This window comes from Fibrivirga algicola, from assembly GCF_011742925.1.
GTDB lineage: Bacteria > Bacteroidota > Bacteroidia > Cytophagales > Spirosomataceae > Fibrella > Fibrella algicola.
In genome coordinates this window covers 171,257-186,134 of sequence record NZ_WAEL01000009.1, presented here as the reverse complement: position 1 = coordinate 186,134, position 14,878 = coordinate 171,257, and the positions used below count along the sequence as shown (strand labels likewise).

Genomic DNA, 14,878 nt, shown 5'->3' with positions numbered 1-14,878 from the left:
GCACGTTCATGTGGTCTTTGGCTACGCTGGCGGTATTACTTATCGAAATTGTCTTCGAGCAATTGTTTTTCGGTTAGTACGCCGCTACCAGCCGGTTTTCTGGCTCGCATTTGCCTGACATCCTCTGTTGAAATACTTTTCCCCTGCTTGGCGAATGCATTTTGGGTAAAGCGTATAATGTCGACAATATCCTGATCACTGATGTCCTTGTTGTTGATGAGGGCAGGCATCTCGTTGGTCAGCTGATACAGTTTTCCATCCACATGAATCGGTCCGCTTACACCGTGCAGAATAATGGCCGCCAGTCGCCTCATGGAGCCGTCGATGTAGTCGGAGCCTTTGAGTGGCGGGGCCAGATCCTGAATACCTTTTCCGTCGGGGCCGTGGCAGGTAGCGCAAATAGTCCGAAACAGTCTCAGGCCTTTTGTCCGCTCGTCGACCTCGTTTTTCTGGACGACAAAGATGGAATTTAGCTCATTTTTCTGCCGGTTGCTGAGGACCAGCGTCAAGTTCTTTTTCAGCAAATCGCTCGGTGTCATTGCAGCCAGGTAGCGACCTTCTTTGCCCGAAAGCCCGCTTGTCAGTGCTTCCTGATAGACGCGCTGATCGGCATATTTCGTGTCAATGGCAGCCAGTACGGGCAAAAACGCAGCCTCCGACACGGTGAGCCAGCCGTTAAGCGCCATCGCCAGGTACAGGTCGACCGTCTCGTTGTTCCGGGCCAGCAACTGCGTGCAAACGGCTTTCATCTCGGCCACTCGCTCCCTGGCGGCATACCGTTCCAGCAGGCCAACGGCATGGGCAATCGTTTCGGGCTGTTGGGTCTTTTTTACCAGGTCGCGCAGGGAAGCGAACGTGAGCGCGTTCATGCCTTCCAGCACGTAAAGGGCATGAATAGCCGTTGCCAGTTCGTTGTTACTTCTGGTCAGCGCCAGTAAGGGCTTAATCACCGCCGGATCGTTGCGTTGAATCAACAGTTGCTGGGCACGGTCGCGTAGCCAGCCGTTCGGGTGACTCAGCAAGGAAACCAACTGGGTCGACGACGCCTTCGACAGTTCAGGCAACGGGTTTAGTGCGCCCTCTTTGCTGGTAATCTTCAGGATACGACCTGCATTCTGCAATGTATCGAGCTTCTTACCGGCCAGTTGCTCGGTGAGGTACTGCGAAATATAAGCCTTATGCTGGATGATACCCCGGTGCATGTCCACTACGTAAATGGCCCCGTCTGGCCCGTTGAACAGGTTGACCGGCCGAAACCCTTCGTCCGTCGACTCGATAAACTCTTTTCCGTCAACCGCCTGACTTGCCTTGGTTTGCAGCGTTTTAAAATCGAGAATATTCCGCTTGATCAGGTTGGCTTCGGGCACGCAGACGAATGCATTCTGGGTATACGCTTCGGGGAATGCGCCCCCCCGGTACACCAGCGGACCGCAGGCGGCCGTCACTTCTTTGAGCAAGCCTTTTTCATCGAGTACACCGGGTTGGTACCCCCGATTGACCGAGGTTGGGTGTGCAGGATATACCCGGTTGCTGGCCAGACGTTGATGCTCGGCGACAACCGGTTTGAAGTACCGGTTGCGGATCACTTTGTTGGGCAACACATAGTCGCCCTGTAGGTTGGTAGAATTATTGTTGTAATACAGCCGCCCAAAATTGTCTTTGGTGATGCCCCATTGGCCCCGGCTGGTTGTGGCTTCTTTGATCCACTTGCCGTTGCGGAGCTGATAGCGGAAGTTATAGTTGGCGTTGTAAATCCAGTTGTCGATGTTCATCATCAACCCGTTTGATGAATGTTCTACGTTGCCTCCTTCGGCATAGAGCGGATCAACGAGCGTTTTTTTGCCGGGCTTATCGTTTTTTACCTCAACAAACCACAATTTGGGGCCATCGACGTAGAGCAGTCCGCCATAGACATGGGCCAGCGCTCTGGGCAGCACCAGCTTGTCTAGAAAAACCGTGCTATGGTCGGTGACGCCATCTTTGTTCCTGTCTTCGAGAATGGAGATCCGGCCGTTGGGTTCCTCCTCGCCGATACCCTCCAGATTGGGCATATAGCCAACCATTTCGACGACCCACATGCGGCCTTTATTATCAAAATCCAGGCTCACGGGTGCCTTCAGATAAGGCTCGGCGGTAATCAGGCTCAACGTGAAGTCATCAGCGACCCTGTAGTCATCGAGCGAAAAAGTGGGCGTACTACTGGTGATTCGTTGAAATCCCACGGCCACGATCGAGAGGACCACGAGCGAGGCAACGGCAACCTTATGGTTAATAGTCTTTATGCTGACGGGTAAACTCTTCATTCTGTACGACTGCTTTTATTCTTTTTCACGTAAGGACCTTTACGAGTCCAGCCAATGTCAACTTTCGACAAATACCATGTCTTTCCTCTGTCATTATTACCCTGGAAAAACAGGTGATAGTGTCCGTTCTGGTCTTTAAAAATATTGGGATGCCCGCTTTCACTCTGATTCCAGGAACCAGCCTCTCCGTTGGTCAGAAAAGGGGTGTCGGATAGCCGCTTCCAATGCACCCCATCCCGACTACGGGCAACGCCTATCTGCTGCGGTTCGTTGTTGTAGGCACCCGCATAAAACATATACAGGTACTTTCCTTTCCGAATACAGGAGGCCGCTTCAATACATTTTTTCTCCCAGGCTAACTCAGGTTTCAGCAGGGGCATATCGGGCAGTTCAGTCCAACTGGCGCGGTCAAAGTTGGTTGTAATTGGCGCCACAGCCACCCCCTGTTGCTGTATCTTATAGTCGGGGTCGCGGGTGGCGTAATACAGGAAATAATTGGTTTTGTAGGCGATCACTTCGGCGTCGATTGCGCGCCCACAGCTCCAGTCGCTCACCTTCGGTCTAAAAATTGGGTTTGTTGCGTCCCGGTCAAAATCGATTCCATTAGTAGACGTAGCGTGGCAGATCGCATCCAGTTTACCGTTTCCGTAGGTCTGATAAAAAAGGTGCAGCGTCCCGTCTTTTACCAAAGCCCCCGGGGCGCAGATTCCTTTTTCCTCAACGGTACCTTTTTGGCCTTTCAGGTTCCCTTTCTTAACCCAGTGAACCAGGTCACTGCTTGTGGCAATGCCAATGTACCATTCTTTAAACTGCTCACTTGGCACCGAGTAATACATCCAGTACGTACCCTGAAAAAAAACCACATACGGATCTTTCGCATAGGGTCGGGCCGGAACATCAGTGTCACCGTAGTACATGGCTGGCTGTTGAGCCCACCCGGTTGTGGTCATTGAAACCAGGAGCAGGAAAAGCGCCAGCCGCAGGATGACTAATTTACTGGTACGACGTTCGGTTTTTGTCAACATGCGTTTTTTTCACTGAGGAATGAAATCGTTTTGGCGCATCTGTCGGCATCAGCAAGACAACGCCATGAACACAGCTATCAGTTTCGAATGAACCCGTAAATATGCCTAAATCCTGCTGCCTGGACCCAGTTTGCATCCGGCATTTACTGATTAGTCCCGTTACTGTCTGGCCCGTCCAGCTGTGCGTACTGACGAGTAGCTGTATGGTTACAGAGGAGTACGCCAGGTACGTTACTGCGGAGCCTAGAGCAACGTACCTGGAAACGCCGATCCTACTCAACTTTACTGCCCCAGGACTTATTCGGGGCATCACCCATCTGAAGCCGAAGGGTGCCCCCGTTTACCATTGTTTCGTGTGTAAGCCAGGGACTGTTGTGTGCTTTACCGTTCAGGGTGGCCGATTGGATATAGACGTTACCCGATGCGTTGTTGGCGGCCTCGATCACAAACTGCTTGCCTTTGTAATACGTCGGGTTCAGCTTGAATGTGATCTTGTTGAAGATAGGGCTGCTCAACTCATAATACGGCTCGGGCGAGGTGCCGCCGTTGGTCGAGAAGAGGCCCGTCTTGAGCAATACCGCCAGACTACCCATCAGCCCCTGATCTTCGTCGCCACTGTAACCATAGTCGGGCGAGAGGCCACTGTACACCTTTTCAACTACCTGCCTCGTCCAGTACTGAGTTAGCCAGGGAGCACCCGCGTAGTTGAACAGGTGCGCCGTTTGAATGCTGGGCTGATTACCGTAATTAATAAAGACCCGCCGGTTCTCTTCCAGCGTCTCCTTGTCGTGCGATTTGCCAGATACGAAATCGTGCCGTTGCGCCTTTTCAAACGAACTGTTCAGTTTGGTGGTAAACGCCTCGTTGCCACCCATAAGCTTGATCAGACCCGGCACATCGTGTGGCACAAACCAGGTAAACTGGGCTGCGTTGCCCTCTTCCCACCCGTTGTCGTAGCGCAGAATATCTACGGGTTCGGCCCATTTGCCGTCGAGGGTGCGGTTCCACATCCAGCCCAGCGCAGGATTCCAGATGTTTTTGTAGTTTTCCGACCGCTTCATAAACAGCGCGTAGTCGTCCAGCTTACCCAGCTTTTTGGCCAGTTGCGCCAGGGTATAATCCTGATAGGCGTATTCCAGCGTTTGCGTAGAGCCGTCCTGATGGAAGCCATAGCGAACGTTGGTCAGCGGATGGGGTACGTACCCCCGCTCGATATAGTACTCGACTCCGCCACCCTTAGCCGTAGTATGCTCATAGCCAGCCTTGCTCATCATGCCGCCGGGAAAATGGTTCTTGCGCAGGCCTTCGTAGGCTTTTTCAATATCGAAGCCCCGAATGCCCTTCAGGTACGCACTTACAATGAAGGGCGTGGTGGCGGCACCGGTCATCACGTAGGTATAATTGCCACCCGCCGGTCCTCGGGGAATGAGCCCGCCATCCTGGTACATCATTACCATCGAGTTGACAAACGATTCGGTCACCTCCGGGTACACCAGATGCCAGAGCGTGTTGAGCGTCCACTGCGCCCCCCAGAACGAGTCGGAGTTGTGGTGATTGAACTTCGGTTTACCGCTGGCATCGAGCGGAATCTGTTTGATCCGGCGTTCAGGACCAGTCATGTCCGAGTACTTGCCATTCACATCCGAGATAATGCGCCGGCCCTGCAAGGCATGCCAGAGGTCGGTGTAAAAGCGACTTCGGACCGTATCGGAACCGCCTTCCACCTGAATTCGGCTCAGCCAGTTATTCCAGTCAGTGCGGCTATCCTGTACGGTTTTGTCGAAATCCCAGTGTGGTAGTTCGGCGTTGAGGTTGATGCGGGCCTGCGCTTCGCTGACGTACGAAATGGCCACTTTCATCTTCCGCACCTCCCCCGCTTTGGTCTTGAAGCTCAGGTACATACCTACGCGTGCCCCTTCGATGACGCCATCGGTGGTTTCCAGCGTTCCGTTTCGCCAGCCCCGGAACGAATCAAACGGCTTGTCGAAGACAGCTACGAAATAAACGGGCAGCACTTTGGGTCGTCGAGTGGTAGGTGCCATGATCGCGTAGCCTTCGATCTCCTGGTTACTGACCTTTTTAACGTAGCCCTTTTGCGTATCCGACGGACCGAGAAAGGTGGAGAAATCGAACAGGATATGGCTCTGATCGGAGGCTGGGTACGTGTATTTGTGGAAACCAACGCGCGTAGTCGAGGTCAGTTCAGCGGTGATGTCGTATGCGTCCAGTACTACTTTATGATAGCCTGCCTTCACGACTTCGGTGGCGTGCGAGAAACGAGAGCCGTACTGCTCCGCGCCCAGATGCCCTTTAAACGTACCGGTTGTGGGCATGACCGGCACGCCCGACAATTGCCAGCAATGCACATGACTAAAGCACTTGATGCTGTCCTGATGGTAGCGGTAGCCCGCGCCCCAGTCGGCATTGATGCCGTTGTCGGGGCTGAGGTTGACCATGCCGAAGGGACGCGAGGCCGAATTGAAAAAGAACCAGCGCGAATTGGCCGCATCAACCAGCGGATTGACCAGATCGACAGGTTGTTTTTGGGCCAGTACGCCATGGCATAGCCCCACTGTGAAGACCAGCGCAAGTAAGAAACAGATCCGCTTAGCCCTGGTAATAAACAGCGCTCTACCTGATTTCATATATCCTGTTTTTGACGGTTCTCAACTTCACTCTACATTCAGTCGCCCCGGCATGAGACCTGGTTTCGTTTAGGTTTGGTACGGGATGTCTGGCGTCGACAAAGTAGAACTGCCCCCTGGCAGCGTGATGACCAATCGCCCGCGTGGAGGTAACTAACCTGAACGGAGCTTTTCGAGCCAGTAAACTAGGCTGGCGAAGTGTACTCAATTGATTCATGTAGATGTGCATCTAGCCGAATTAGGTATCGGCTCACTCGTATAGAGGAGGGTTGACCCTGAAAAATACTGTGCTCATGAGTACAAAGCCTGTCGGTGAAGCTGACTGGCCCCCATTGCCCCTACCGCAGCGGGTACCAAAACAACTATATGCTTTGCCGGGCCAGACAGTGTGTAACCCGATGAGAGACGTACCTGAATATCCTTCCCGGCTGGAACAAGGTTGGCCAGACCAACTTCCCATGAGTAGGTCGACTTTTTGAGTAAGAGTGCCGTGTTGCGATCCGAACAAGGCGCCATCAGACAAGCCGGTTTAGGAGATTGCCATCCGGACAAGTGCTATATCCTGATAAGTAGTGAATCGATTCCTACTGTTCGCTCAGCCCTGTCAAATTAACAGATTACGATTACGGTGTTAGCCAGGTATGGTTGGTAGGGCGAGCAGCTGGCTCATTTCCAGATTTTACCGCCACCATTCGAATAAGCCATACCCACAACGCGGATCAGGCTTGTCGACTACGAGCCGAGGTGTTCTTTAACTTATTCTATGCTTTGCACCACCCGATTTATGGATGAGAAGGGACGGAGGCGTGATTTTAGAAATGACTGTACCCGTTCGTAGGGCAGTCCTTCGGCGTGGGCAATGCTGATTAATCTTGACAGGTAGTAGCGATCAGTAGCCGGGTGTTGACTACGTTCTGCCCAGGCATTCTGCATTGTCTTGATCAGTATCTCTTCTGAATGAGCAACGGGTAAATTAGCTAGTAGAATGATTCCCCAAAGCTTAGGGGCGAACCGCTCATAGAATACGTTGAATGATTGATTATCAAAATTATCGGCTGGCCGAGATTCGTCTACCTGTCTGATTGATGAAAATTGTAACATAAGAGTACAGCAAGAAAAATGGCTTCTGCGTTATAGTCTATTATTGAGCAATTGTCTTCTCGGCTGTAACCGCCGAATCGACACAGATATGTTATACGTGTACAAACAAGTGCAATCTGGTATACGCCATACCGACAGGATGCTGACCCGGATAGCGGCAACAAGTAGTCTTTAGGTTACACAAATCCACTTTCGTCTACCAGATTGGCATACAATAGTTTTAAAGTATCTATCCTATGGAATTACTTCTAAAAATAACGCAGAAGTTTAAAACAGCCATATGATTGTTACCTTTTTTCTAAATTGACCTCAATAAGAGCCCAAGTTGATATTCTAGTTACTTGATCTACCTTACTGTCCGTCCTACAGTTGTTCGGACAAGCTATAGGAGAGACAACATCAGCCTGCCTCGGAAGCCCCACTCCCAATCCGGGTAACTTCAGTCCTTTTTCGCCTTATCACGGCAGTGGAGCGGTGATTCCTAATTAGTCAGTTGGCCCGCTACTCGTTTACATGACACCACCTAAGAAAATAAACGTCGGCCTGATTGGCTTTGGCCTGTCTGGCCGCTACTTCCACGCACCGTTTCTGGCCGTTCATCCGGGCTTTAAAGTAACCCATGTGATGAGTAGCCGACCCAGTGAGGTAACGGCATTTGACCCGGAGATCATACCCGTTGCAACGGTTGACGAACTACTTGCCGACGATCGCATCGAACTTGTCTTTATTTGTTCGCCCAATGAGACCCACTTCCGCTACGCGCAGGCTGCATTGGAACGCAACAAGCATGTGGTGGTAGAAAAACCCTTTGCCCTTACTGAAACAGAGGCCCAGCAACTGCTGGCACTGGCCGCCTCGCGCCGCCTGCTTATTACGGCCTATCAGAACCGACGTTGGGACGCCGATTTTCTGACAGTCAAGCAACTCATTGCCGACAATCGGCTTGGCGATGTACTCGATTACGAGGCCCGGTATGATCGGTTCATGCCAGTAGATACCCGAAGCGCGTCCTGGAAAGAGCTTCCGGGTGAGGGACGGGGGAGCTTATTTAATCTTGGTCCTCACCTCATCGACCAGGCATTACACCTGTTTGGCAACCCACAAAACATCTCGGCCGAAATAAGGAGCATCCGACCCAACAGCCAGATTGACGACTGGTTTACTATCCGGCTAGGCTATTCTGATAAGGTGATTACCCTGAAATCCAGCCTGATGGCTCACCAGAACCACCGTCGGTTCACTATTCACGGTACCGCTGGCTCGTTTACTAAGGGCGGCCTGGATGTGCAGGAGCCCAGTCTGAAGCTGGGTACGTTGCCCAATACACCCAACTGGGGTACCGAGCCAATTGAAAACCGTGGGCTACTTACCACCAACGACAAGAGCGAACGGGTAGCCAGCCTGCCCGGTAACTACGCAGCCTACTACGAATGGCTATACGAGTCTGTTGCCAATGGAGCTGAGTTGGCGGTAAAGCCCCTCGAAATTCTGGCGACTACCAGAGTGATTGACCTGGCCCGGCAAAGCAACCGTGAAGGGCACACTCTCTCCTTCTAACTAGTCAGGTACGTTCCCTGTCACACCTTCCTGCCTGCTGCCGCTTCCCCCTCCGGAAGGGGCGGTTGCCTGTCCGCTTAGTATTGGGCACAACCAGGTATTTCTGCCTGTTATACCAGGTTGCTTCGCCTTGGCATAGCAGACTGGCTAACGGCACTACCCTGCATTTGTGCGCTGATGCATGCGTGCCCTACAACCAACAGCCTACCCGTGAAAGTCAACTGACACCCCACGGCAGACCGGCGTCGCGCTAGTCTGTTGCGCCTGCATCCTGGCCGGGCAAGTATGCTCCACGGTGCTTATGGACCGAAACTTGCCAAAATAACTAAGGATAACTACTAAACTGGTGTAATTATTGTGACTCGTAGTATACATACGAAGTAGCGGCCTCATGGGGTAGCAGCAAGTCTCATTTACGTCCCCCAGGCACGTTCATCTCCCTTTCGGCTAGGGTAATGGCCACTGGTACGAATCTTGACCTCTATCCGCATAAGTGCTCTCGCTAATCGCGTACCCAATTATCAATAAACTTTTTCCTGATCTGAACGAATTGGTCTGCCAGTTGCCCAGCCAGTCGAATCGCTCGGGCACAAGAGCAGCAGTGCGTTACACATTTAGTATTCAGGAATAAGCCCAACCAGCATGATTTTACGGCTACTTGTGCCTCTGTTTATCCCATTTTTAGTTGCTCATTCATCAGACCCTGACAACCGGTTCGTTTCAGCATCTGCACTGACCGGCTATCAACCAACCGCATCAGTGCGAACGCAGGCTCGCACGAACCAAAGCCCAGCGCCAGATCGATCGAGAGATGCGTCAGCTGACGCCGTCGGAAATTCGACAACAAGTAGCGAAAATGACTGTGGACTCCGCTTACTGACCAATATAACAGGTTGTTATTCAGTGAGCGGCCTCAGCAAGGCGACTGTAAGTGCCGAAGTGAGCTGGACTAGTGTTCCAGACGGCGAGGCGATTATTGTACAATTGGGCGATCAGACCCGAACAATCCGTCCACGCCTGGTATCCACCCTAACCAACGCCGACGTTCAAAGCCCGCAACTCGTGGCATTCGAAATCGAGGCGACCGGTTCACCCATCAGCGTATCAGTCTCGTACACCACCTGTACCATTTCATCAACAGTACTAACTCCTACCCCCTGCCAACCGCTTGCCTGTGCCGGCCTGGGTGGTACGGTCTACAAAGACTTTAACGCCGATGGTATTCATCAATCCGGTGAGTCGACGGGATTGCCAGATATTGTGGTGCAGGCGATTACCAGCAACGGCTCTGTGCTCGCCACCTCAACAGACTCACTGGGCAGGTACACTCTGGCTGTGCCAGCGCAAGCCTATCCGGTCCGGGTTGAGTTCAGCAACGTACCTACCTATGCCGGTAATGGTACACCCGCCGGTACCGATGGGCGTACCACGGTGCAGTTTGTCGGTAGCCCGAACTGTGGCGTTGATTTAGGCGTGTTGAACGCACAGGAGCATTGCCAGACAGACCCGTTCATTATTGTCCCCTGCTTTGTAAACGGTGACCCGCTACCGGGTGGGTCACCGGCCGGCGTGCTGGATGCAATCGTGGCGTTCCCTTATTCGTTGCGGGGCAATAAAGACATGAGTCGCATGACCCCGTTGGCTACTGCCAGTCAGGTTGGCTCCTTGTGGGGTACCGCCTATAACAAGTTCACTAAACGGCTATTCACCAGCGCTGTCATGCGCCGCCACGTGGGCCTTGGGCCGGGTGGGTTAGGCGGCATTTACGTTACCGATCTATCGGGGTCCAGCTATAGTTCGGCCACTACCAACCTGTTTGTCGATGTAACCAGCCTGGGCATTGACCTGGGCACAATCCCATCTAACAGCGCCCGTGGGTTGGTAGCCGAACCCGCTACCGCCAATTACGACCTGCCTGCCTTTGCAGCGGTGGGCAAAGTGGGGATGGGCGATATGGATATGGCCGAAGACGGCTCGTTGCTCTGGTTCACCAACCTGCACGACGGACAGCTCTACTCCCTCCGGGTGCCTGCCAGCGGCGCGCCCGGCCCGTCTGACTGGGCGGCTCACTCCCTTCCGACCGATATCACCTGCCAGAGTGGCCAGCGCCGCATTTGGGGCGTGAAGACCTACCAGGGCAAAGTCTACGTGGGCACGGTCTGCGATGCCTCGTTGAGCAAAGACAAACGTGATCTGCGCGCCGTGGTATATGCCTATACGCCGGGTACGTCGGGCAATCTGGGCAGCGGCGGCAGCTTCCGGGTCATTTTTGATTTCCCGCTGACGTACCCGAAAGGAGCGCCTGACCGTACTGATTTCAGCGTTCGCGGCTGGTTTCCGTGGGAGGATGACTTCAATAAATTCACCCTGGTAGGCACCGACGCCATCATTCACCCCCAGCCGATTCTGGCCGATATTCAGTTCGACATTGATGGGTCGATGGTGCTGGGTTTCAACGACCGGTCGGGGTTGCAACTTGGGTTTGAAAACTTCGGCACCAATGTTCCCGACGAAATGCACTATGTGAACATGAGTGGTGGCGATGTGCTACGGGCCTATTTCAGCAACGGAACTTACGTGCTGGAAAACGGCGGCAAAGCCGGGCCAAATGTGGGGGCAAGCACAGCGAACAACGAAGGGCCGGGCGGCGGCGAATTTTACAACGACGATTTCCTGTACGACGGTGCCCTGGTTCACACCGAGAACGCCAACGGGGCCATTGCCATCCGGCCGGGCTCGGGCGAAGTAGTGGTGTCGACGATGGACCCACTCAACAATCAATCCTGGTCGGGCGGCATTCGATACCTGAGCAACACCACCGGGTATTATACCTCGGGCAACAACGCATCGAGCGCCTACGTGGTGTATCGAACGCTGGAGGGCGACGGCAGTACATTCGGCAAAGCAACCGGCCTGGGCGGGGTTAGCCTCACCTGCGACCTGCCTACGTACCTGCAACTGGGCAACCGGGTCTGGCAGGACGATGACCAGGATGGTGAGCAGGACCCCGACGAAAAAGGCCTGCCGGGTGTGCAGGTAGCCTTGTACCAGAACGGTGCCCTGATTACCACCACTACCACTGACGTCAGCGGTGACTACTACTTTACGTATTCGCCCACTTCATCGACTATCGCCGGCACAACCACCGATCTGCTACCCAACACAACCTACCAGATCGCGTTTGGTGCAGGTGGCCAGTTCACAAATAACGTTCTTACCGACGCCGGGGGGCATTATCAACTCACCACCGCCAACGCAACCGGCGGCACACGCAACGACATCAACGATTCAGATGCCCAGATAAGCAATGTGGCGGGTCTGTCTGTACCAATCATTACGGTAACCACCGGCAACCTCGGCTCGGTTGACCACAGCCTTGACGCAGGCTTTTATTGCCTGCCCACCCTGGTCGCCAGCGTGTCAGTGACCCCGCCGACCTGTCCAGCCAGTGGTACAATAGCTCAGAATGATGGGCGCATTGACCTCAGCGGCATTCAGAACGGCGACAAGGCGATCCTGTTTACTGCCGGTACGCCCCCCTCCTACACGGCCACCGACAACAGCCGGACGGTTGTGGCTGGGCAGGTGAGTTTCACCGATCTCCCCACCCCGGCCACCACCAGCGGAACCAGCTATTCGATCGTCGTATACAATGGTCCCTGCTGCTTTACGGTGCTGTCGACCCTGTTGCCACAAACCACCTGTATCCCCACACTGGCTCTGTCAGTGACTCCAGGAGCATGTACCTCTCTGACGAATGCATACACGTTAACGGGCGTGCTTTCACTAACGAATGCGATCACCGATACGGCCATCCTCACCGACGGCACTGAAACAATAACGTTGCCCATAACGGCTGGTGACACAGCCATTCCCTTCTCGCTGACCGGGCTGCCGTCGGGCTCTGGTCTGCATACCGTGCGTGTCAGCTACGCTGGCCAAACGGCTGAGCAAGCCTATACAGCACCCGCCAGTTGCACCGTTGCTGCCGACCTGGCCGTGAGCAGCACAACGGTCTGTGCAGGTGAAACAGCCACTTTAACCGCTATTGGTTGCGAGTTGGGGACCATTCAATGGACAGGCGGTGCGGTTGCTGCTACAGGCCAGTCAGTTCTGGTATCGACTAGTTATCTCGCCGCCATTACAAGCCCAACGTTACTCACATTTACCGCGACCTGTTCGGTCGGTACCAGCGTTACAACAGCCACGGCAACCCTACTGGTTAATCCAAAACCGGCCATCGAGTTGAATAGCGTGCTATGCGCCGGTCCAGCCGCTTACACGATTGTCCTGACCACGCCCGTTACCGATGCTCCCCTGACCTACGAGTTGGTTCGTGGCAATTCGTTTGCTACCGGAACGGCACTGACAATGGGCAGAACAACCCTCCCGGCTACTGGACAACTAAGTCCGCTCCAGCAGCCAGGTACGTACTGGGTACGGGTATACAACGACACCAACTGCTACACCGAACTCCCAATCGACGTGCAGCGGTGCGATTGCCCGGAGGGCAAGTGCCTGCCGTTGATGATCCAGCGACTCAGGTAGCCTCGCCGATCAGCGGTGGCTGATTACCATGCAAGGGAATGCCCGCCGGGAACAGTGAACAGACTGTCTCCGGCGGGCATTCCCTTTTGTACTGAACGTACCTACAGAGTAGTCACGAAGGTGGTTACCGAGCGGGGGGCCAGTACTAGGCCGGTTGCCGGGCTGGTGCGTTTGCGCAGATCGGCCGTATCCGTTGTCTCATAAACCTCGATCTGGCGCGTGCGGCGGCTACCACTTTCCAGTTGGATGGGGCGGGCCTCGCCGGGATTGACTACGACAATAACCAGTTGCTTTTTGTTTGCTGTGCGATAGGCCGATACCATGGGTGCATTGGCTCCGGGCTGCGCCTCGTTTGTTTGTGCGGCCACCCGAATCATTCCCGGGCGGACAAAGCGGGCATAGTTGCCTAGTGCCCACATCGTTTTAGAACTGAGTACGTCGCCATCCTGCTGGTTTTGGGCGGTCTCGCCCATCTTTCCGTTCTTTTCTACATAAACCAGTCCGTCTTTGTAGTTGCTGGCACTCAACGCCAGCCACCACTGCCAGGACGTGGCATTGGCCGACGTGAGGTCGGCATGGATCACTTTGGCGACGTAGAGGGCCGTTGTCATGCCGAGGTCCCGCCCATTGCCGTTGATTTCGCCGTCGTTGTCGCCCAGCACACAGTATTCCGACTGCCAGAAATCAACCCCGGCCTGCTTTGCTTTTTCAGCCAGTGCCTGCCGCATACTGATCAGTTTTGTGGCGGGTGAGGTGGTGAAGTAACTGTGCCCACAAATGATCGGCTCAACGCTGGGTACGTTGCCAATCCGGGTTGGGCTGCCCGGTTCGAAAAAGGCGGTGATTACATCGTCTTGACCAGTTTTGCTGCGGTTCGTACCTGCCCGGTACAGGTAATCCAGCTGGCCTGCCTCACCCAGTATCAGGCGGGTGGGCAGTTTACGCTGGCTCAGTTCACGCCCCAGTTCGCGGGTTAGTTCGGCCATATCGGCGTTGGTGGCGGGGGTACCTTCCTGGGTGGCCATGCGCTGCCCTCTCTTGATGCCCCAGTCCCACTGCGGTTCGTTGAACGGGCTCAGGTAGTGCATCGGCGTTCCCCGTTTGGCAAAATACTGAGCCACGTCGGCCAGAAACCGGGTGTAGTCGCCCAGCCGCTGCCGGTTGAAGTTATAGTCGCCCAACGTACCCGAAGCGTAAGCTTTGCCGTTGGTGGTAAACTGTACAGGGGGTGAATTGGTAAACCCCAGCAGGTAGGGCACCTTTCGCTGGTGGGCGGCATCGACAAACCATTGCTGCCCCGCCTGTTTGGTCCAATCGTAGGACCCGTCGGGCCGCTGGAAACATTCTGACCGGCGCCACGGGCTGCGGATACCGCTCGAATCGCCCTGCTCGGTACTACCCGCCCCAATATTGAACCGCCAGAGCGACAGGCCAATGCCCTTCGGATTACCGGCCTTATCGGTGTCCATACTGAACAACCAGTCGGCCACCCGCTCGCGGTTGGCAAGTGAATACTGCTGACCAACAAACTGCGCCGACCAGCAGTCAGAAGCCCCAAAACTGTGTATCGTCTGATAGGTTTGCTCGGGTTGTACTGTCACGACAAGGGGTTGGGCATTGCCCTTCGAACAGAGCAAAACAGGCAGGATGGTGGCCGTCAGGCACCGCAACATAGAGAAACTCATAACGTTGAACACGT

9 protein-coding genes are annotated in these 14,878 nt (G+C 54.3%); 2 read left to right on the top strand and 7 right to left on the bottom strand.

What is annotated here, in order from left to right:
* Window positions 1–35: 35 nt before the first annotated feature.
* From F7231_RS22330 to F7231_RS22310, 5 genes are all read right to left on the bottom strand, one after another.
* Window positions 36–2,303 (bottom strand): DUF7133 domain-containing protein, encoded by a 2,268-nt coding sequence (locus F7231_RS22330; protein ID WP_166693612.1) that lies wholly within the window; start codon window positions 2,301–2,303, stop codon window positions 36–38.
* The gene (locus F7231_RS22325; RefSeq protein ID WP_166693611.1) at window positions 2,300–3,328 is read right to left on the bottom strand and encodes a family 43 glycosylhydrolase; all 1,029 of its coding nucleotides are present in this window, start codon (window positions 3,326–3,328) and stop codon (window positions 2,300–2,302) included. Before F7231_RS22325 ends, F7231_RS22330 begins: the two co-directional genes overlap by 4 nt.
* 272 nt (window positions 3,329–3,600) lie before the next feature.
* Window positions 3,601–5,973: a GH92 family glycosyl hydrolase gene (locus tag F7231_RS22320; protein WP_166693610.1), complete on the bottom strand. Its 2,373-nt coding sequence runs from the start codon at window positions 5,971–5,973 to the stop codon at window positions 3,601–3,603.
* Window positions 5,974–6,264: 291 nt separating this feature from the next.
* The gene (locus tag F7231_RS22315; RefSeq protein WP_157510680.1) at window positions 6,265–6,489 is read right to left on the bottom strand and encodes a hypothetical protein; all 225 of its coding nucleotides are present in this window, start codon (window positions 6,487–6,489) and stop codon (window positions 6,265–6,267) included.
* Between the two features lie 240 nt (window positions 6,490–6,729).
* Complete coding sequence (locus F7231_RS22310; RefSeq protein WP_157510681.1) at window positions 6,730–7,074, bottom strand: hypothetical protein; 345 nt, start codon at window positions 7,072–7,074, stop codon at window positions 6,730–6,732.
* Window positions 7,075–7,587: 513 nt separating this feature from the next.
* Between F7231_RS22310 and F7231_RS22305 the strand changes: the two genes are divergently transcribed.
* Window positions 7,588–8,631: a Gfo/Idh/MocA family oxidoreductase gene (locus F7231_RS22305; protein WP_166693609.1), complete on the top strand. Its 1,044-nt coding sequence runs from the start codon at window positions 7,588–7,590 to the stop codon at window positions 8,629–8,631.
* 670 nt (window positions 8,632–9,301) lie between these two features.
* Here F7231_RS22305 and F7231_RS22300 read toward each other — a convergent pair.
* Window positions 9,302–9,475: a hypothetical protein gene (locus F7231_RS22300; protein ID WP_166693608.1), complete on the bottom strand. Its 174-nt coding sequence runs from the start codon at window positions 9,473–9,475 to the stop codon at window positions 9,302–9,304.
* 59 nt (window positions 9,476–9,534) lie between these two features.
* Between F7231_RS22300 and F7231_RS22295 the strand changes: the two genes are divergently transcribed.
* Window positions 9,535–13,179 carry an SdrD B-like domain-containing protein gene (locus F7231_RS22295; protein WP_166693607.1) on the top strand — a complete coding sequence of 1,215 codons (3,645 nt, stop codon included), beginning with the start codon at window positions 9,535–9,537 and terminating at the stop codon, window positions 13,177–13,179.
* Between the two features lie 101 nt (window positions 13,180–13,280).
* On the opposite strand, the gene F7231_RS22290 is transcribed toward F7231_RS22295, so the two are convergent.
* Window positions 13,281–14,864, bottom strand: coding sequence for a glycoside hydrolase (locus F7231_RS22290; protein WP_166693606.1), 1,584 nt, complete (start codon window positions 14,862–14,864; stop codon window positions 13,281–13,283).
* Window positions 14,865–14,878: the final 14 nt, after the last annotated feature.